Below are 19,293 nucleotides of genomic sequence, written 5' to 3'. Positions count from 1 at the left end.
TGCAGGCTTTACCACCAAGAGCCACGAGCTTGAACAGTTGAAGTCTGAGAGGTATCCCACTGATGAAGATCTCGGCCATCAAGGCCACCCCAATCAACATTCCCATCACCCCCGGCTACGAATGGTGCGTCGGAAACAACTTCGGTTTCCACCGGACGATCATCGAGGTGGTCACCGACGAGGGGCTCGTGGGCCTGGGCGAGGCGCCGTCGTCGTCGCATGCCGCCTTGATCGACAAGGTGTTGGCGCCGGCACTCGTCGGTACGGACCCCTTCGACCTGACGCACGCCGAGCAGTCGTCATTCCCCGAATGGCGTTCGGCGCTGAACTTCATGGACGGCGGCCTGGCCCAGGCCTTCGGTGGCGTCGAACTCGCCCTCTGGGACATCAAGGCCAAGGCCCTCGGCGTGCCCCTGTACCAGTTGCTCGGCGGTGCGGTCCGACGCGATATCGAGTTCACCGAGTTCTTCACCTACCGAATCGATCTCGACGGAGACCAGAGCCAAACCTCCATCGAGGCCATCGTCGATCACTGCATCGCACAGAAAGAACAGCACGGCTCCACTTATTTCGAGGGGAAGGTCGCCCTGCGGTCCGTGCGCGAGGACATCGCGCTGCTCTCGGCACTCCGCGACGGGCTGGGCCCAGACGTGCAGATCCGCATCGACGCCAACTACGGCTGGACGCTCGCCACGGCACGGTCGCTGGTCCGCGACCTCGAGGCGCTGCGCATCGCGGGCATCGAGGATCCGGTCTTCGGGTTCGAGAACATGGCCCGCCTGCGTGAGCACACCTACATTCCGTTCTCTACCCACGAGATCGACCTGCCGCGGGCCGTGGCGGCGGGAGCTCCCGACGCGTTCGTCGCCAACGTCGCCAGGCTCGGCGGTATCCGCGAGACCATTCGATTCGCCAATGCCTGTGACGTCATGGGCCGGGACTTCTGGGCCTACTCCGGCGACACAGGTGTTATGACCGCGGCCTATCTGCACCTGGGTGCCGCACTGCCCAACATGCGCGGCCCACATCAGACACTGGGTCGCTGGCAGCCGTTCGACGTGGTCGCCGAGGACATCATCGTGCCGCGCAACAACGTGATTCGAGTTCCGGAGGGCGCCGGTTTGGGCGTCACCCTTGTTCCCGACGCCCTCGAGCACCTGCACCGGCTGTTCCTGGACGAGGGACCCAGTGTGTCGATCAGCCGTGGCAACAACGGGCTGTACAACCGGCTCCCCCGGTTCTGATTCATCACAAGATCTTGAACGCAGCTATGAGGCTGCGTTTTCAACACATCATTCGTCGACGGAGTCGACGTCTCATCTCAGGAGGAAGAATGCTCAAGTTGGGCAACTGTACCGGCCGTGGGTTTGTCTCGGTGGTGGCTGGTGTGGTGTTGGTGTTGGGGTTGTCGGGGTGTGGGTCTGATTCTGATGCCGGCGAGAGCGGCGCGGATCAGGTTGTGCAGGTGGCGATTTCGCCTGCTCTGATGCCCTATGTCGCTGAAGAGAACGGCGAGCTGGTCGGTCTGGACGGGGAACTGTTCGCCAAGGCCGCCGACGAGCTGGGCCTGGAGGTCGAGGTCTCCACCGTGCAGTTCTCGGCGTTGCTGGCCGGGGTGCAGAGCGGCCGATTCGACGTCGGACTGGGTAACGTGGCATGGCGTCCCGACCGCGCCGCGGCCGGCGTGTTCACCGATCCGCCGTACTACTCCCCGATCGTGATGGCAGTGGCCCCGGGTCAGTCGTTCACCGACGTGGCCAGCCTGGAGGGCCACACCGTGGGGTCCTTGAGCGGCGACATCTTCGGCCCGGCGCTGCGCAGCATCCCGGGCACCGAGGTGCGGGCCTTCCCCGACATCAACGCCGCACTGGCCGATGTGATCGCCGGCCGCGTCGACGCCGCCGTCCTGGATCCGCTGACGGTGTCCTACTTCAAACAGCAGCGCCCGGATTCCGATTTCACCGTGCAGGCCATGGTGGTGCCCACCCTGGAACAGGTCGAGGCCAACCCCGCGTTGGAAGGGCTTCGGCCGTTCATGACCGGCTGGTACTCCAGCCAGGACAGCACCGAACTGTCTGAACAGCTGACCGAGAAGATCCGCGGCTACTACACCGACGGCACCCTCAACGACCTGGTCACCAAATGGGGCGCCGACCCAAAGACCACCTTGACCCCGGATCCGCAGTTCGCCGCTGAGCGGATAGCAGTGGACCGACCGCAGGGCTGGACCCCTCCGACCTTCGAGGAGTAGATCGATGACACTGGCTGATGGTCTGTTCGCCGTTCCTTGGTCGACCTATCGCGAACCGTTGATCGAATCGGCAATCGTGACAATGCAACTCACCGTGGTGGGATTCACCCTGGCCTGCCTGGGCGGCATGGTGCTCGCCCTGCTGCGGCGCTCCCGCATCCGGATACTGCGCGCCCTGGCCGCCACCTACACCGAGGTGGTCAAGAACATTCCCCTGGTCACCACCATTTTCATCGTCTACTTCGGACTGGCCTCCATCGGCGTCAAATTCGACACCTTCACTGCCGGAGTCATCAGCTTGACGGTGTTCTACTCGGCCTACCTGTCCGAGATCTTCCGCGGCGGCCTCCAGGGCGTGCCACACGGCCAGAGCGAAGCCTCCTCGGCACTGGGCCTGACACCGGCCACCACCTTCTGGAAAGTGGTGGCTCCTCAAGCAGTTCGACTGGCCCTGCCGGGCAGCACCACCATGCTTGTCGACCTCCTCAAAGGCACCTCACTGCTGGTCACCATCGGCGGCGCCGAACTGATGACCGAAGGGTCCCTGATCGTCTCCGACACCTTCCAGGCCCTGGAGGTCTACCTGGTGATCGGCCTGATCTACCTGGCGATGTGCTGGCCGTTGTCTCAGCTGGCCCTGTGGCTAGAACGCACCCTGGACCGCGGCACCCCCCTGTCCCCACGACGACGCCGCGTCCAACGACTGGTCACCGAACTCGAGGCCACCGTCCCCCACCGCAGCGCCGCGGTCACCACCACCTGACCCCCCGAGGACCACCCCCATGACCACCACCATGAACACCATTGAGACACCGCGAGAACATTATTCGACTACCGCGATCCGAGTCCGCAAGCTGACCAAGACCTTCGGCGACAACCACGTGTTGCGCGGCGTCGACCTGGACATCACCAAAGCTCAGGTCGTCACGATCCTCGGTAAGAGCGGCAGCGGCAAGAGCACCCTGCTTCGCTGCCTCAACCTGCTCGAGGCACCCACAAGCGGGCTCATCGAGGTGCACGGCAACCCCATCTTCGACAACGGCACCCTCAAACGCCGGCGCGATATGGCCAAGTACCGACGCGAAATGGGCATGCTGTTCCAGAACTTCAACATCTTCCCGCACCTGACGGTAGCCGAAAACGTCGCCATGCCCATGATCAGCGGCGGCCATGTCCCCGAGAAGCAGGCATACACCCGAACTCTGGAACTGCTCGACGAGGTAGGGCTCCGGGATAAAGCACTGGCACTGCCGAAAACCCTCTCCGGCGGGCAACAACAACGCGTCGCCATCGCTCGCGCACTCGGCAGCCAACCTGACATCCTGCTCTTCGACGAACCCACCTCAGCCCTGGACCCCGAGTCGACCAATGATGTCCTGCGCATGATCAAACGCATCAGCCACACCGGCATGACCATGGTCATCGTCACCCACGAACTCCAGTTCGCCGAGGACATCTCCGATGTCGTGATCTTCATGGCCGACGGCGTCATCGCCGAACAGGGACCCCCGCACCACACCATGCGCAACCCCCAACACCCTGCAGCACAAGCATTCTTCAAAGAGCACCGCGCCCGGGCAAGCCGGTAAACATCCGAAAGTACTGGAGAAAGACAGAATTCATGCGAAGTGACCTCGTTGTCGGTAGCACCAAATGGGTGGTGCAGCGTGCACAGTGGGGGGCGATGGGTATCTCGCCCGACGAGTACCACAAACCCAAGATCGCGGTGGTGAACTCGTCCTCACAGCTGTCGTCGTGCTTCTCGCACATCGACCAGCTCGCCATTGACGTGGCCGATGCAGTCCGGGAGGCCGGCGGGTTGCCGTTCGAGATACGTACCTGTGCACCAAGCGATTTCATGACCGCCATGGGACATCAGGGGCGCTATCTGCTGCCATCCCGGGACCTGATGGTCAATGACATCGAGGTGGCCGTGGAAGGCGGCATGCTCGACGGCATGATCTGCCTGAGCAGCTGCGACAAGACCGCGCCCGCCCACATGATGGCCGCGGGCCGGATAAACGTTCCGACCATCCTGGTGATCGGCGGCTATCAGGCCGGCGGCCACTGCGCAGGCAAGAAGGTCAACATCATCGACGCATTCGAGGCGTCGGGGGCGTACGCGGCCAACAAGATCAGTCTCGACGAACTGCGAGAGTTGGCCGACAACTCGATCACCACCCCCGGTGTGTGCGCCGGGCTGGGAACGGCGAACACCATGCACTCGCTGGCAGAGGTGATGGGGATGACGCTGCCCTTCGCCGCGCCTGTCCTGGCAGGCAGTGAGCGGATGCGGGAGAACGCCCGCGCCGCGGGTCGCCGCATCGTCGAACTAATCCGAGAGGACCTCAAGCCCCGTGACATCCTCACCGAGGCCGCGCTGACCAACGCCGTCATCGTCGACCTGGCGATCAGCGGTTCGGTCAACTCACCGCGTCACCTGCAGGCCATCGCCACCGAGGCCGGACTGGACATCGACATCTTCGCGCTCATCGAGGAGCTGTCGCCGAAAACGCCGATGATCGCCGCGATCCAGCCGAACGGCAGTCACGAGATCGACGATTTCGAGCGGGCCGGTGGGGTGCAGGCAGTGTTGGCGCGACTGGCCGACAGGCTCGACCTCGACCACGTGGGGGTTTCGGGACAGTCGACCCGGGAGCTGATTGAACAGTTCGAGCCCATCGACGCCGACGTGGTGCGCAGTATCGATCAGGCCTACTCCCCGGAGTCGGGCCTGACCCTGGTCCGCGGGTCTCTGGCCCCCCTTGGCGCGGTGGTGAAGGTTGGGGCGTTTGGCGACGCCGAACTCTGTTTCACCGGACCGGCCAAGGTCTTCGACTCCGGTGAGGATGCCCAGGCCAGTCTCGCCGTCGGCGGCATCGTGGCCGGCGACGTGGTGGTGCTGCGCGGCGGCGGCCCGAAAGGCGGCCCCGGCACGGTGATGTCCGCCAGCTTCGTCGCCGCACTATTCGGGGCCGGGCTGGGCGGAGTGGTCGCCGTGGTGACCGATGGTGAACTCTCCGGCCTGAACCACGGCATCGCCGTCGGCGGAGTGATGCCCGAGGCGGCTGAGGGGGGTCCCATTGCCCTGGTGGAGACCGGGGACCAGGTGGAGATCGACCTGGTTGGCCGCCGGCTCGAACTGGCGGTGTCGGACTCCGAACTCGCCGCCCGCCGGGAGCGTCTGGACCAGCTCGCCCCGACTGAGGGTACCTATCAGCGCGGCTGGCTCGCCTTCTACCGCACCCTGGTGACGCCGTTGCGGGAGGGAGCCGTGCTGCAGGCCAAGCCCTGACCTGCCCCGAACCGTCGAGCGGACCCGCCACGGGTCCGCTCGACGGTTTTCTCGCCGGTGGCGTCCTGGGCTCCACGATCGAGACCCGCCGCGGCTATCACCTCGAGGGCTTCGAACTCCGTCGACACCCCTTTCAGGACCCAACACGAGAACCTCGATCTCCCCTGGGAGATCGAGGTTCTCGTGTTCGGCGGTTCGCAAGAGACGGGGCTGATCACTCCCCCGCCCGGGTGATCACGTCTTGGGAGCGCTCAGCTGGAGCGTGATGCGCTGGGCCGTCGGCGTCCCGCACAGGCCTGCGCAGCTGCTGCCCTTCATGGACGGCGGGAAATCCTTGCCCAGTTGCACAGCGGCTTCGAAGGATTCGTCAAAGGGGATCACCGGGTCGAAACCGGTCACCGCCATCAGCGCCGAGGTGGTCGCGGTCCCGACCCCGTTTGCGTTGCGCTGGATACACGGTGCCTGGACCAGTCCCCCGACGGGATCACAGACGATGCCCATGTTGCACTGCATCGCGATGGCCGCGGCATTGAACGCCTGCGCCGGGAGCCCGTCGAGCAGCTCGGTCAGCGCAGCCGCCGACATGGCCGCGGCGCACCCGACCTCCACCTGGCAACCCAGATCGGTGCCGTTGAAGGTATTCCCGAAGCGGGTCATCAGGATTCCGAGGAGCCCTGCGGCCATCAGAGGCTTGACCAGATCCGCATCGCTGACCTGGTACTGATCTGCGTAACCGACCAGCGTCGCCGGCAGAATACCTGTCGCCCCACCCGTCGGAGCGCAGACGATCACCTTGCCGGTGTTGCTGTGTTCCATGACCGCTTGAGCGTAGGCCATACCGAGAGTCAGGAAGCCGAGATCCATCCGGTTCCTGGCGGTCTCCAGGAACGTCGAGGCGTGCCTGCCGACCACCCCGTCGATGGGATCGTCGGTCTCGAGACCGAGTTGCACGGCTGACCGCATCAGCGACAACAGCTTGAGTGCATAAGCTTCCACCTCTTCGCGGCTGCGACCCGAGACGTGTTGTTCATAGCGGATGGCGGCTTCACCGAGAGACACGCCGTGCTCGGCGCAGTAGGCCGATGTGCCGACCATGTTGTCGAACAACGACTCGTTGACTGCCGCAACCGGATACACCGCCTCGAGGTAGCGGACCGCCGCCTGGGGATCGTGCTCGCGGACCAGGCCCTCGAGCTGCCCGCGTAAAGCGGATGAGAATCCGTGCGGCGCCCGCACCTGGACCACCGACCCGTCTGCCTCGGCGACAACGCTGAGGGACCCGATCATCCCCAGCGCCGTGGTCAGGTCGGCCCGGGCACCCGAGGACAGTTCCTTAAGCAGCACAAGCGCTTCCGGATACAGGCCGTTGACGCTGATGCTCTGGCCGTCGATCCGGTGGATACGTATGTCACCGCCGCCCACGGAGTCGGCGAGGATGGTGACCTCGCGGCCCACATCGTCGAAGATCCGGAACCGGGCAGCCTCGATACAGGGTGAGAAGACATCGGGGACAATGGCGAAGCTGACAGGAAACGCACTTTCGTGGATCTGCCGCGACGGATCCTGCAGGACGTCGCGGTCATAGAGGTGCCCGTTCAACCCGTCGGTGAACGCGACATCGCTCTTCATCCCACGGTAGGTCGCCGGGAACGCCCCCGATTGGGAGAACTCGATCACCACCCGGCTGGGCTGCCCACCGAAGATCTGGCGGCACGCGTATCCGATACGGTTGGTGCCTGCGGTGTTCGAACTCGACGGGCCGTATGTCACCGGCCCCAGGGCGTGGTTGAAGATAGATCCCAAGGACTGCACGAGGTGGTCTCCTTTCAGGTACAGCCGGGACGTCACCGGCTGCGCGCGCGTGCGTTACTGACCGCACGCCGGCCGATTCGGGGCTGTCGATTCGGCTTCCCACCAGGATGTCAGTTCCCACCGGCCTTCTCTTCCGACCGCCGTAGGATCTTTCCGGCACGGACCTTCAGCGCCCGTAGGAGGATCGCGCATTCGCCGAGACCACCGGATCCGCGGCCAGCAGGTGCGCGGCCACCATCAGGTGCGCCAGCGTCCGGTTCCGCCCGTCCGCGAGGTCCAGGCCGGTCTGCTCGGAGATCCGGTTGATCCGGTAGTACAGCGTGGTCCGATGGATGGACAGTTCGCGTGACGTCATCGCGGTGTCGCCGCCGTTCTCCAGGAAGACCCGCAGCGTGGTAAACGCCGCCGGATCCGCGAGCAGCGTACGCAGAGCCTGGAGACCGGGTACCCGGATGGAATCGATGATGCGGATCAGGTCGGTCAGCGCGCCTAGGTCCGCCGCCGGCAGGATCGGTACCCCCGGGAACAGCGCCTCGCCGAGCACCGATGCCAGCACCGCTTCGGCGAAGGCGTCCCGGATGTCGTCGACGTGGCCCACCCTGCTCAGTCCGACGGTGCCCGCCGATGGCGCATACGCCGATACCAGATTGGAAAAGCGTTCCAGCCCAGCAGGATCAGCGTCACCTGCCGCCATCGGCCCCAGTACCACCGCACCGGACACACCGCGGGCCTCGATGGGCGTACCCACGACCGCATTGCTGTGCGCGCCGTTGAGGTAGGCCGTGAAGGCTTGTGCCAGCCCGACCGCGATACGGGCCGTGGTCTCGCCCTGGCCGCGGCGTGCGGCCACCGCAACCTGACAGAGGTCACCGCGGGCCTGCCGATGCCGGTCCAGCAGGCCCGTGACCGCCTCGTCGGACTCGATCGCACGCTCGAGCACTTCCTTGCGCGGCGCCCGGGACAATTCCCTGACCTGTCGCCGCCGTTGCAGCGATACCGCGAGTTGACGGCACACCGCGATGATCCGGTTGTCCGGCACCGTCAAGCCGTCGTCGAATACCCAGAGCAGACCCACACACTCCTTCTCGGACCTGACCGGATAGCACACCCGGCTGCGGAAACTCTCGGCAGCCAGGGCCGGAATACGCACCGGCACCGTGGAATTCAGTAGGTCGAACGCTGCGAGGTGCTGCTTGACGCCCTCGCTTGTCGACCTGCTGAGCAGTATGTGGCGCCGGTAGTCATCCTCGTCGCCGTGGTGGCGGCTGGTGGTGATGAGCGTGCCGTCGGGTTCGTCCAGGGAGACCGACCGCCCCAGCCATTCGCTGAGCTCATCGAGGAGCCCCTGGACGTCCTGGTACAGCGGTTCTGTCACCGGAACTCCCGGAGGTGCTTGCCGGCGCGGCGCCTGGTGGTCATGGGGGTGGTCCTCGGGGGGTCAGGTGGTGGTGACCGCGGCGCTGCGGTGGGGGACGGTGGCCTCGAGTTCGGTGACCAGTCGTTGGACGCGGCGTCGTCGTGGGGACAGGGGGGTGCCGCGGTCCAGGGTGCGTTCTAGCCACAGGGCCAGCTGAGACAACGGCCAGCACATCGCCAGGTAGATCAGGCCGATCACCAGGTAGACCTCCAGGGCCTGGAAGGTGTCGGAGACGATCAGGGACCCTTCGGTCATCAGTTCGGCGCCGCCGATGGTGACCAGCAGTGAGGTGCCTTTGAGGAGGTCGACAAGCATGGTGGTGCTGCCCGGCAGGGCCAGTCGAACTGCTTGAGGAGCCACCACTTTCCAGAAGGTGGTGGCCGGTGTCAGGCCCAGTGCCGAGGAGGCTTCGCTCTGGCCGTGTGGCACGCCCTGGAGGCCGCCGCGGAAGATCTCGGACAGGTAGGCCGAGTAGAACACCGTCAAGCTGATGACTCCGGCAGTGAAGGTGTCGAATTTGACGCCGATGGAGGCCAGTCCGAAGTAGACGATGAAAATGGTGGTGACCAGGGGAATGTTCTTGACCACCTCGGTGTAGGTGGCGGCCAGGGCGCGCAGTATCCGGATGCGGGAGCGCCGCAGCAGGGCGAGCACCATGCCGCCCAGGCAGGCCAGGGTGAATCCCACCACGGTGAGTTGCATTGTCACGATTGCCGATTCGATCAACGCTTCGCGATAGGTCGACCAAGGAACGGCGAACAGACCACCGGCCTCGGCCGCGGCCCGGCCGGCCGTCGGCTGATCGGTGGAACCGCCGCCTTGTCGGTAGGTCGGAGGAACCCAATCCTGCGGTCGGTCCACCGCTATCCGCTCAGCGGCGAACTGCGGATCCGGGGTCAAAATGGTCTTCGGGTCGGCGCCCCATTTGGTGACCAGGTCGTTGAGGGTGCCGTCGGTGTAGTAGCCGCGGATCTTCTCGGTCAGCTGTTCAGACAGTTCGGTGCTGTCCTGGCTGGAGTACCAGCCGGTCATGAACGGCCGAAGCCCTTCCAACGCGGGGTTGGCCTCGACCTGTTCCAGGGTGGGCACCACCATGGCCTGCACGGTGAAATCGGAATCCGGGCGCTGCTGTTTGAAGTAGGACACCGTCAGCGGATCCAGGACGGCGGCGTCGACGCGGCCGGCGATCACATCGGCCAGTGCGGCGTTGATGTCGGGGAAGGCCCGCACCTCGGTGCCCGGGATGCTGCGCAGCGCCGGGCCGAAGATGTCGCCGCTCAAGGACCCCACGGTGTGGCCCTCCAGGCTGGCCACGTCGGTGAACGACTGACCCGGGGCCACTGCCATCACGATCGGAGAGTAGTACGGCGGATCGGTGAACACGCCGGCCGCGGCGCGGTCGGGACGCCATGCCACGTTACCCAGTCCGACGTCGAATCGGCCGCTCTGCACCCCGGCCAGCAACGCCGAGAACTGCACGGTGGAGACCTCGACCTCCAGGCCCAGCTCGTCGGCGGCCTTGGCGAACAGTTCCCCGTCCAGACCGACCAGCTCGCCGTTCTCTTCAGCGACATAGGGCATCAGAGCAGGCGAAATCGCCACCTGCACAACCTGATCCGCGCCGCTCTCGCCGGCATCAGAATCAGACCCACACCCCGACAACCCCAACACCAACACCACACCAGCCACCACCGAGACAAACCCACGGGACCGCCAGTCGAACATCAACACTCCTCGGTGGCCGGGCCGCGGCGGCGAGGCACACCGCCCGGCGAGCCGACATAGTGGCGCCACTGTTTCACCACTGCGGCCTCGTCGTCACCGTCACACTATGCAACCGAGCAGCCGCCCGCACCTGAACGGACGTCACAGCGGCGTCCCGGCCACCTCCGCCGGGCCGGACCGGGACGCGAAGCCGTAGATCTCGTCGAAATACAAGCACGGGCCGACCGCACTCTGCGCGACGAAGATCGTGGTCTCCAGAACAGGGTCGACGATGTTCAGGTACACCACACCCGGGAAAGCCACCCGGGACAGCGGCCCGGGAACGATGGCCACCGTAAAGTCGCTGCTGGCCATGCCCAGCTGCACGAGATAGTCCGACCCCTCGAAGGCCACGTCGGGATTGAACCCGGCGTCCCGGCACACCGAGATCACCGAGTCGACATACTCCGGCGCCATTTCCCGCGCGGCCAGCGAGATCCGGGCCTGCGCCAGGTCCCGGACCCGCAGCTCGCGCTGGTGCGCCCACCGGCCGTGCGCACTCACCGCCGCCACCAGCGGTTCCCGGCGGACCGCCTTCGCGTGCAGACCCGATGACGGTCGAAACCCCCTGGTGAACCCCACGTCGGCCCTGCCGGCCAGCACGTCGGCCTCGACCGCCGCGATGTCTTTGCACGTGACATCGACGGTGATGGACGGATGCGCGCTCCGAAGCCGGGTCACCACATCCGGCACCACCTCGAGGAACGCGGTGGGCATCGCGGTGATCCGAACCGGCGGGGTGATGGTTCCACGGGCTGCGGAGTCCGCCAGTGCCCTGAACTGTCGGGTGCCCGCGAGAACTCGACGGGCTTCATCCGCCAGCAACCGGCCCGCCGGCGTCAGGCTGACCCTCCGCGATGTACGGATGAAAAGCGATGTGCCCAGTTCTTTCTCGAGCAATTTGATCGCGCGGCTCAGCGGCGGTTGCGAGATGTGCAGCTGCTCGGCGGCGCGCGTGAAACTCAGCGCATCCGCCACGGTCACGAAATATTCAAGCTGCCTGAAGTCCACAGCGAATGATACCCAATCGGTCTGGGTACCAGACCATCATTGTATTTGACGCATCGTTGGGCGTGGAGTTCGATTGAACTCCGGTCCGCTCCACCAAGCAGAGGGTTACCACAATGACGCAGCAACCAGCGACCGTGGTCGTGATCGGCTCGGGCGTGATGGGTTTGGCGGCGGCCTATCATCTGAATCAGCGCGGGGTGGGGGTCCATCTCATCGACGCCGACCAACCCGGCCGCGGTGCGTCATGGGGCAGCGGGGGCTGGATCAGTCCCGTGCTCAGCGGGCCGACCCCGGCACCGGGCGTACCGCGGATGGGGATCACCGACACCTTCCAGTCCGGCGCTGCGGTGTCGTTGCGCCCCGACCGGTCTCCCTCACTGTTGCCGTGGATGGCGCGCTTCGCACTGCACTGCACGCGACGTGCACACGCCCGCGGCACCAGTCGCCTGGCCGCGCTGTCGGAGCACATGCTCGGCGCGTTCGACGAGCTGGACCGGGCAGGCATCGACATCGCGCTACATCGGGCGGGCAACCTCCGAGTGTGCCTGTCACCGGAGGCCGCCCGTCGCGAGCTGGCGGCTCTGGCGCCGATGAGAGCATACGGTTTCGACGTTCCCGCCACCATCCTCTCGACGGACGAGTTGCACGAGCTCGAGCCCACCCTGTCCGGCCAAGCGCAGGCCGGTTTCCTGCTGCCGTCCGAAACACACGTCGAGCCAGGCGCGTTCACCGCGGCACTGACCGATCATCTACGTGCGCGCGGCGTCACCCTAACCACCGGCGACGCGGTCGAGAGCCTGGTGGTTCGCGACGGGGCCGTGCGCGAAGTCCGCACCACCCGGGGAACCTTCACCGCCGACGCCGTTCTGATCACTGCGGGGCTCGGTTCCAGAACGCTCTTGCGCACCGTGGGTGTCACCATCCCATTGCGGGGCGGCAAGGGTTACAGCTTTTTCATCGAAACGCCACAGGCTCCCCGCCACCCGATGTACCTCTCAACCTCCAAAGTCGGTGTCACACCGATGCCGAACGGATTCAGAGTGGTCGGCGGCCTGGAGTTCGGCACCGAGGACCGGACAATCGACCGGCGCATGATCGGCGCTATGACGGCCACCGCCCGTCGCTACCTGAAGTGGCCGCCGGGTTCAGCGCCCACCCAAGTGTGGGCCGGGCTGCGTCCTATGACACCGGATGGCCTGCCGATCATGGACAGGATCCCCGACCTGCGTAACGGATTCGTCTCGACCGGGCACGGCATGCTGGGCGTTGGTTATTCGATGACGTGCGGCGCACTGATGGCGGACTTCATCGTGAAGTCGCGAAAAGAGGCGGTATTGGATGGCTTTTCCCTCACCCGATTCTCTTGGTAATTCGTCGGGCGCGGTCGCGCCCGAGTAGCGGTGACGACCTACCTAATTTCTGCCGGATACCAAATTTCGCCAACGTTTTTCTGAGGCCCAAGCGGAACAGAACCGTCGGAGCTCGGATATCCCTGATTTCATTTCGAGGGCCACTGTTGACACCTAGCCCGCACTGTCGTATTCATGAGACATGACGACACAGATGTCTCATGCCGCGTGGCCGGTATTCGAGCTGGGCAGCGCGGAGACCTGGCCCGACCCCTTCCCCATGTACCGCGCGCTGCGCGACCTCGACCCGGTGCACCACGTCGAGGCCGGCGATTATTACGTGATGTCGCGGCACGCCGACATCTGGGCGGCCGCCCGCGACCATCAGACGTTCTCCTCGGCCGAGGGGCTGACCGTCAACTACGGCGAGCTGGAGATGATCGGCTTGGCCGACAACCCGCCGATGGTCATGCAGGATCCCCCGGTGCACACCGAGTTTCGCAAACTGGTGTCGCGCGGCTTCACGCCGCGGCAGGTGGAGTCCGTCGAACCGAAGGTCCGCGAGTTCGTGGTCGAGAGAATCGAACGGATTCGCGCCAACGGCGGCGGCGACATCGTGACGGAGTTGTTCAAGCCGCTGCCGTCCATGGTGGTGGCGCACTATCTCGGCGTGCCCGAGCAAGATCGCGACCAGTTCGACGGGTGGACCGACGCGATCGTGGCCGCCAACACCGCCGAGGGCGGGATCGGCGGTGCGCTGGGGACCGTCGGCGATGCACTCGGCGGGATGATGTCCTACTTCACCGCACTGATCGAACGCCGCCGCGTCGAGCCGGCAGACGACACGGTGAGCCATCTGGTGGCGGCCGGAGTCGGCGCCGACGGCGACATCGCCGGAGTGCTGTCCATACTGGCGTTCACCTTCACCATGGTGACCGGCGGCAACGACACCAGCACCGGAATGCTCGGCGGCACAGTGCAACTGCTGCACCGCAACCCCGACCAGCGCCGAATGCTGGTCGACGATCCAGGGCTGATCCCGGACGCGGTCGACGAGTTCCTCCGGCTCACCTCACCGGTACAGGGACTGTGCCGCACCGCCACCCGCGATGTCACGGTGGCCGACGCTGTCATCCCGGAGGGCCGCCGGGTGCTGCTGCTGTACGGTTCCGGCAACCGCGACGAGCGCCAGTACGGACCGGATGCCGCGGAACTCGACGTCACCCGCCGGCCGCGCAACATCCTCACCTTCAGCCACGGTGCGCATCACTGCCTGGGCGCCGCGGCAGCCCGGATGCAGTCCCGGGTGGCCCTGGAGGAATTGCTCACCCGGATACCGAATTTCGAGATCGACGAGGACGGCATCGTCTGGGCCGCCGGCAGCTATGTGCGCCGCCCGCTGTCGGTGCCGTTCACGGTCCTGGGATGAGCGACTGGTTGGCCGAGCGGCGCACCGAGGCCGCCGCCGAACGCATCCTGGACGCGGCCGCCGACCTGTTCACCCGGAGGGAGGCCGCTTCCGTCGGGATGAACGACATCGCCTCTACCGCAGGGTGTTCCCGGGCGACGCTGTACCGCTACTTCGAGAACCGTGACGTCCTGTACACCGCGTACGTACACCGGGAGACCCATCGGCTCTTCGCCGAGATCGGCACCCAATTGGCCGACGTCGACGACCCGGGTCGCCGCGTCGTCGAGGGGGCGCTGGCCGCCCTGCACAAGGTCCGCGAAAACCCTGCCCTGGCATCATGGTTCGCCAGCACTGCACGTCCGATCGGCGGTGAGATGGCCGAACGATCGGAGGTCATCGCGACGCTGGCGCAGGCGTTCCTGGCCTCGATGGGCGATGGGTCCGAGCTGGAGCTACGGGCGCGCTGGCTGGTGCGGGTGCTGATCTCGCTGCTGCAATTCCCCGGTCGTGACGACGCCGAGGAACGCCTCATGCTGGAGATGTTCGTGGCGCCGCACGTCGCGCCCCGGGTTCAGGCCGCCCAGTAGGCGCGCGCCTTCATCGAGCGCGGCGGGATCTTGTAGTCCTCGCGCAGCACCCGGGCGATCTCACGGGTGGCCCGGTTGTCGCACGACCAGCCGGGAAGGAGCATTGAGAGTGCCCACCAAGTAGCGACTTTCGTGCGGCGTTGTGGTCTCAGGATTTTCTTTGGCCTCGTGTGTCTCTGGTGTCACATTCTGCCGGTTCCCGTCGGTGGGTCGAACTATTGTTCGAATCATGAAGTCGGATGCGGTGGCTAGTCGGGAGGCGGTGCGGGCGTGTCAGATGGTCTGTGTAAGTCCTGTTGAGGGAAGGATTGCAGGACGTGACGACAGGCAAGGACGTGGATTCATCGCTGGTTGAGGCGGGTTCCACGGTGGAGATGGCCGAGGCGCTTCGGGCCTCGGGTGCAGTCGATGATCTGCTGGCTCAGGTCGATACCGGCGAGGTCGCGCTGACCGGCGAAGGCGGGCTGTTGCCGGGGCTGATCAAGCTAGCCCTTGAACGCGGGCTGGCTACCGAGCTGACCGATCACCTGGGCTATGAGAAGGGCGATCCGATCGGACGGGCCCTTCCCAATGCCCGCAACGGCAGCTCACCGAAGACGGTGCAGTCCGAGGCCGGCCCGGTGCCCTTGGACGTGCCACGAGACCGTGACGGCTCGTTCACCCCGACGCTGGTCCCTAAGGGAGCCCGGCGTATCGGCGGGCTCGATGACATGATCATTTCGCTGTATGCCGGTGGAATGACATTGCGTGACATCCAATTTCACTTGGCATCCACGATCGGCACCGAGGTGTCTCACGAGACGATCTCCAAGATCGTCGATGAGATCTCCGATGAGGTGCTCACCTGGCAGCGCCAGCCGTTGGAGCCGCTGTATCCGGTGATTTATCTCGACGCGATGATCGTGAAGGTCAAAGACGGCGGCCATACCCGTAACAAGGCCGCTCACATCGCCGTGGGCGTCGATATGGACGGGGTCAAGCATGTCCTGGGCATCTGGGTCCAGCCCAACGAGGGAGCGTCGTTCTGGGCGTCGGTGTGCTCGGATCTGGCCAATCGCGGCATCAAGGACGTGCTCATCGTGTGCTGCGACGGACTGACCGGGTTCCCCGAAGCGATCGCGGCCACCTGGTCACAAGCAGCCGTGCAGACCTGTGTCGTGCACCTGATCCGCAACGCGCTGCGGTTCGTGTCCTACAGCGACCGAAAGGCCGTCGCCGCAGCCCTCAAGCCGGTCTATACCGCGCCCAGTGCTGATGCCGCGCGCGTTGAGCTCAAGACGTTCACCGCCTCGGAGCTAGGTAAGAAGAACCCCACGGTGACAAAGGCTTTCGAACGAGCCTGGGAACAGTTCATCCCGTTCTTGGCGTTCCCGCCGGAGTTGCGGCGGGTAATCTATACGACCAACTCGATCGAGTCGTTGAATTACCAGATGCGCAAGGTGATCAAGAACCGCGGCCAGTTCCCCAACGACGCCTCAGTGGTGAAACTGCTCTGGCTGGCGATCTGCAACATCGAGGACAAACGCGCCGCTGAGCGGGCCAAGGAGCGTAGCCAGAAACTCTGCCGAACCGCGCCCGGGCGGCTCGTGGAAGGACAGGTGGTCACCAACTGGAAAAAGGCACTCGAACAACTCAGCCTGGTCTACCCAGACCGCATCGAACGCTATCTGTAGAACAACAACCGATATACGAAGTATCAGACAGGCGACTTACACAGAAAACTTGACACGCTCGGCGGTGCAGCACGCCCTGTCCGATCACACCGCGTCGGTCAAGGCCTTGCTGGACGCCGATTTCACCGTGTTCGACACCACGGTGTTGTTGGCCATCCAGTCCGAACGCGAACGCCGCGCCCGTGCTGAGGCGGTGATCGATCACCGGTTGCAGGCCGCGCTGATGGACCGGACCACCGCCCATGAGATCGGCGGGAAATCCTGGATCGATGTGCTGGCCACCCGGATGCGGATCAGCCGCAGCGAGGCCGGGCGCCGGGTCCGGGCCGCCGAGCTGCTCGGGCCGCGGCACGCCCTCAACGGTGACGTGCTCGCCCCGGTGCTGCCGGCGTGCGCGGCCGCGCTGGCCGAAGGCAGCATCCACACCGGGCACATCGCGGTGGTGCGGGCCATGCTCAAATCGGTCTCGGGGCGGCTCAGTGGTACCGAGTTGGCGGAGTTGGAGGCCAGCCTGGTCGCCGCGGCCAAAACCACCACCCCCGAAACCCTGCAGGAGGCCGCCACCCGGGTGCTCTACAAGCTCACCCAGGACGGCGGGGGCCCGGATGTGGCCCGGCACAAGCGCGGGATCACCCTGGGCGCCCAGGACGCCGACGGGCTGGTCCGCATCACCGGCTAGGTCGATGCGGAGTTGGCCGCCTACCTGGGCACCGCACAAGAAGTCTGGGGCCGGCCCGGGGTCAACAACCCCGACGATCCCGACTCCCCGGCCAACCCCAGCCCCAACCCGCTCGACCAGGACGAAGCGGACGACGGAGTAGAGGGGTCTGCGCCCGAGGGTGAGCCCGTGGACGACGGCGTCGCGGACGCGGACGGCGGTGCGCCAGGACAGGATTGCCCCACGGACGCCGTCGGTGACCTCGACGACCTCGACGACCTCGACGACCTCGACGGTGAACAGGATCCGACGGCACCGCGCCCGGACGAAGAGCCCGATCCCGGCCGCCCCGCCGAGTTCGGGGCGCTGGCCGATCTGGCCACCGGCGATACCCGCACCCGCGCCCAACGCCACCACGACGCCCTCAAAGCCATCCTGCGCGATGCCCTGATGGCCAAAAACCTCGGCCAACACAACGGCATCCCCGTCACCGTGGTCGTCTCCACCACCCTGGCCGAATTGGAGGCCGGCGCCGGGATCGCGGTCACCGGCACCGGCACCCTGATGCCCATGCCCGACCTGATCCGGCTGGCCGAACACGCCTACCACTACCTGGTGGTCTACCGAAAACACACCGCCGAACCCCTCTACCTCGGCCGCACCCGACGCCTGGCCACCAAAGCCCAACGCCTCCTGCTCTACAACCGCGACCGCGGCTGCACCCGCCCCGGCTGCACCCAAGCCGCCTGCCACTGCCAGGCACACCACGCCCAGCCCAGCTGGAACAACGGCGGACACACCGACGCCCCCACCCTGGCCCTGGGCTGCGGACCCGACAACCGAATCGCCGAACTGGGCTGGACCACCCACATCGACACCGAAACCGGCCGCACCCACTGGCACCCACCCCCACTCATGGACACCGGCGCCGACACCCTCAACCACCACTTCCACCCCGAAGAACTCCTCCCACCAGAGGAGCACGACGACGGCAACTGATGGCAGTCAGGCTCCGAAGGCTTCGACGCCAGAACGGGTTTCGAGCATTCCAGGATCACCTTCTGCGCGTCGCTGCCGAGCAGAAGCTTGCCGACCGGGTTCCGGTGCCGGACGCCGATCGCCAGCAACTGCGCCGCCGGGCTGTCCATGGCCGTCAACAGTTCCTAGGCGGCGTCCACGCCGACCCGCAGCTCGAAGGAGACCCCACACTCCTGCAGCAACGCCTCCAGGTCATGGACCTCCCCGGCACCCGCGAAGCGCGAGTCGACGTAGGACTCCCCCGGTGTCGAGTTGATCACCAGCCCCGCCTCACTGAGCTTGAGCGCTTCGTGGCACCGCACGGCCCCTGGTTCAGGCCGCCCAATAGGCGCGCGCCTTCATCGAGCGCCGCGGGATCTTGTAGTCCTCGCGCAGCACCCGGGCGATCTCGCGGGTGGTGCGGTTGTCACACGCCACCCAGCCGAAGTGATCCGGGGCCTCGAACGCCGCCGCGGCCACCGCATCGATGAGCGCCCCGCCGTTGTCCGCCCGGTCCACCCAGGTGACATTGTCTCGGGCGGTGGGCAATTCGCGGTCATCGTCGTGTGCGGACTCCAGGAACACCCGCGCCGGGGCGTCACCGATGGCGTCGAGCAGCGAGTTGATCGCCGGCAGCGAGGCGGCGTCACCGACGATGATGTAGCCGGCGGGGGCCGGTGCCGGGAGGGCGAAATCGCTGCCCAGCACCGTGACTTCGAGGACGTCGCCGGGCCGGGCCGCGCGCGCCCAGCGGGTCGCGACACCGTCGTGCATCGCGAAGTCGATGTCCACCGTGCCCGCGGCGGGATCGGGGTTGACCAGGGTGTAGCCGCGCTGGTGAGCGCGTGCACCGTCCGGGAACCAGCCCCGGATCCACATCGTCGGGTGAATCAAGCACTCGGCGAGCAATCGTTGGCCGGTGAAGTGCAGGCGCAGATAGTTCGGGGTGATCTCGGTCCGGCCGGTCACCGTGAGTTCGTAGTCGCCGCCGCGCCAGAGCTTGACGAGCATGCCTTCCAGACCGCGTGTGGCCATCAGCCCACCTCCC

Annotated in this window: 16 protein-coding genes and 1 pseudogene; 11 read left to right on the top strand and 6 right to left on the bottom strand. The window is 65.9% G+C overall.

From position 1 onward, the window contains the following. Positions 1 to 62: 62 nt before the first annotated feature. From V4U86_RS06785 to V4U86_RS06765, 5 genes are all read left to right on the top strand, one after another. A complete protein-coding gene (locus V4U86_RS06785) occupies positions 63 to 1,244 on the top strand; it encodes a mandelate racemase/muconate lactonizing enzyme family protein (RefSeq protein WP_395310512.1) in 1,182 nt (393 codons plus the stop codon). A 242-nt stretch (positions 1,245 to 1,486) separates the two neighbouring features. Beyond that, positions 1,487 to 2,251, top strand: a complete 765-nt coding sequence (locus tag V4U86_RS06780; protein ID WP_395310511.1) for a substrate-binding periplasmic protein — start codon at positions 1,487 to 1,489, stop codon at positions 2,249 to 2,251. Between the two features lie 4 nt (positions 2,252 to 2,255). Next, positions 2,256 to 3,014, top strand: coding sequence for an amino acid ABC transporter permease (locus V4U86_RS06775; RefSeq protein ID WP_395310510.1), 759 nt, complete (start codon positions 2,256 to 2,258; stop codon positions 3,012 to 3,014). Between the two features lie 19 nt (positions 3,015 to 3,033). Beyond that, positions 3,034 to 3,840 (top strand): amino acid ABC transporter ATP-binding protein, encoded by an 807-nt coding sequence (locus tag V4U86_RS06770; RefSeq protein WP_395310509.1) that lies wholly within the window; start codon positions 3,034 to 3,036, stop codon positions 3,838 to 3,840. A 32-nt stretch (positions 3,841 to 3,872) separates the two neighbouring features. Next, positions 3,873 to 5,546: a dihydroxy-acid dehydratase gene (locus tag V4U86_RS06765; protein ID WP_395310508.1), complete on the top strand. Its 1,674-nt coding sequence runs from the start codon at positions 3,873 to 3,875 to the stop codon at positions 5,544 to 5,546. A gap of 234 nt (positions 5,547 to 5,780) precedes the next feature. Here the strand turns inward: V4U86_RS06765 and V4U86_RS06760 are convergent, their stop codons facing one another. From V4U86_RS06760 to V4U86_RS06745, 4 genes are all read right to left on the bottom strand, one after another. Continuing rightward, positions 5,781 to 7,358 carry an L-serine ammonia-lyase, iron-sulfur-dependent, subunit alpha gene (locus V4U86_RS06760; protein WP_395310507.1) on the bottom strand — a complete coding sequence of 526 codons (1,578 nt, stop codon included), beginning with the start codon at positions 7,356 to 7,358 and terminating at the stop codon, positions 5,781 to 5,783. 166 nt (positions 7,359 to 7,524) lie between these two features. Beyond that, complete coding sequence (locus V4U86_RS06755) at positions 7,525 to 8,733, bottom strand: PucR family transcriptional regulator (protein WP_395310506.1); 1,209 nt, start codon at positions 8,731 to 8,733, stop codon at positions 7,525 to 7,527. A 63-nt stretch (positions 8,734 to 8,796) separates the two neighbouring features. Beyond that, on the bottom strand, positions 8,797 to 10,500 hold the full coding sequence (locus V4U86_RS06750) for an ABC transporter permease subunit (RefSeq protein WP_395310505.1): 1,704 nt from the start codon (positions 10,498 to 10,500) through the stop codon (positions 8,797 to 8,799). A 141-nt stretch (positions 10,501 to 10,641) separates the two neighbouring features. After that, complete coding sequence (locus tag V4U86_RS06745; RefSeq protein ID WP_395310504.1) at positions 10,642 to 11,550, bottom strand: LysR family transcriptional regulator; 909 nt, start codon at positions 11,548 to 11,550, stop codon at positions 10,642 to 10,644. A gap of 134 nt (positions 11,551 to 11,684) precedes the next feature. On the opposite strand from V4U86_RS06745, the gene V4U86_RS06740 reads away from it, so the two are divergent. From V4U86_RS06740 to V4U86_RS06715, 6 genes are all read left to right on the top strand, one after another. Next, on the top strand, positions 11,685 to 12,920 hold the full coding sequence (locus V4U86_RS06740) for an NAD(P)/FAD-dependent oxidoreductase (RefSeq protein WP_395310503.1): 1,236 nt from the start codon (positions 11,685 to 11,687) through the stop codon (positions 12,918 to 12,920). Between the two features lie 181 nt (positions 12,921 to 13,101). Further along, the gene (locus V4U86_RS06735) at positions 13,102 to 14,328 is read left to right on the top strand and encodes a cytochrome P450 (RefSeq protein WP_395310502.1); all 1,227 of its coding nucleotides are present in this window, start codon (positions 13,102 to 13,104) and stop codon (positions 14,326 to 14,328) included. Continuing rightward, a complete protein-coding gene (locus V4U86_RS06730) occupies positions 14,325 to 14,897 on the top strand; it encodes a TetR/AcrR family transcriptional regulator (RefSeq protein WP_395310501.1) in 573 nt (190 codons plus the stop codon). Before V4U86_RS06735 ends, V4U86_RS06730 begins: the two co-directional genes overlap by 4 nt. A 317-nt stretch (positions 14,898 to 15,214) precedes the next feature. Beyond that, positions 15,215 to 16,570 carry an IS256 family transposase gene (locus V4U86_RS06725; protein ID WP_395310500.1) on the top strand — a complete coding sequence of 452 codons (1,356 nt, stop codon included), beginning with the start codon at positions 15,215 to 15,217 and terminating at the stop codon, positions 16,568 to 16,570. Between the two features lie 49 nt (positions 16,571 to 16,619). Continuing rightward, complete coding sequence (locus tag V4U86_RS06720; RefSeq protein ID WP_395310499.1) at positions 16,620 to 17,249, top strand: DUF222 domain-containing protein; 630 nt, start codon at positions 16,620 to 16,622, stop codon at positions 17,247 to 17,249. A 12-nt stretch (positions 17,250 to 17,261) separates the two neighbouring features. Beyond that, positions 17,262 to 18,227 (top strand): DUF222 domain-containing protein, encoded by a 966-nt coding sequence (locus tag V4U86_RS06715; protein ID WP_395310498.1) that lies wholly within the window; start codon positions 17,262 to 17,264, stop codon positions 18,225 to 18,227. Positions 18,228 to 18,244: 17 nt separating this feature from the next. Here the strand turns inward: V4U86_RS06715 and V4U86_RS06710 are convergent. Both V4U86_RS06710 and V4U86_RS06705 read right to left on the bottom strand, forming a co-directional pair. After that, positions 18,245 to 18,568 (bottom strand): annotated as a pseudogene (locus V4U86_RS06710) (universal stress protein); the annotation flags it as partial. Between the two features lie 10 nt (positions 18,569 to 18,578). After that, positions 18,579 to 19,280, bottom strand: a complete 702-nt coding sequence (locus V4U86_RS06705) for a siderophore-interacting protein (RefSeq protein WP_395310497.1) — start codon at positions 19,278 to 19,280, stop codon at positions 18,579 to 18,581. Between the last annotated feature and the right edge of the window lie 13 nt (positions 19,281 to 19,293).

The organism is Mycobacterium sp. AMU20-3851 (assembly GCF_043974665.1).
Classification (GTDB): Bacteria; Actinomycetota; Actinomycetes; order Mycobacteriales; family Mycobacteriaceae; genus Mycobacterium.
This window is presented reverse-complemented; position numbering and strand designations above follow the sequence as displayed.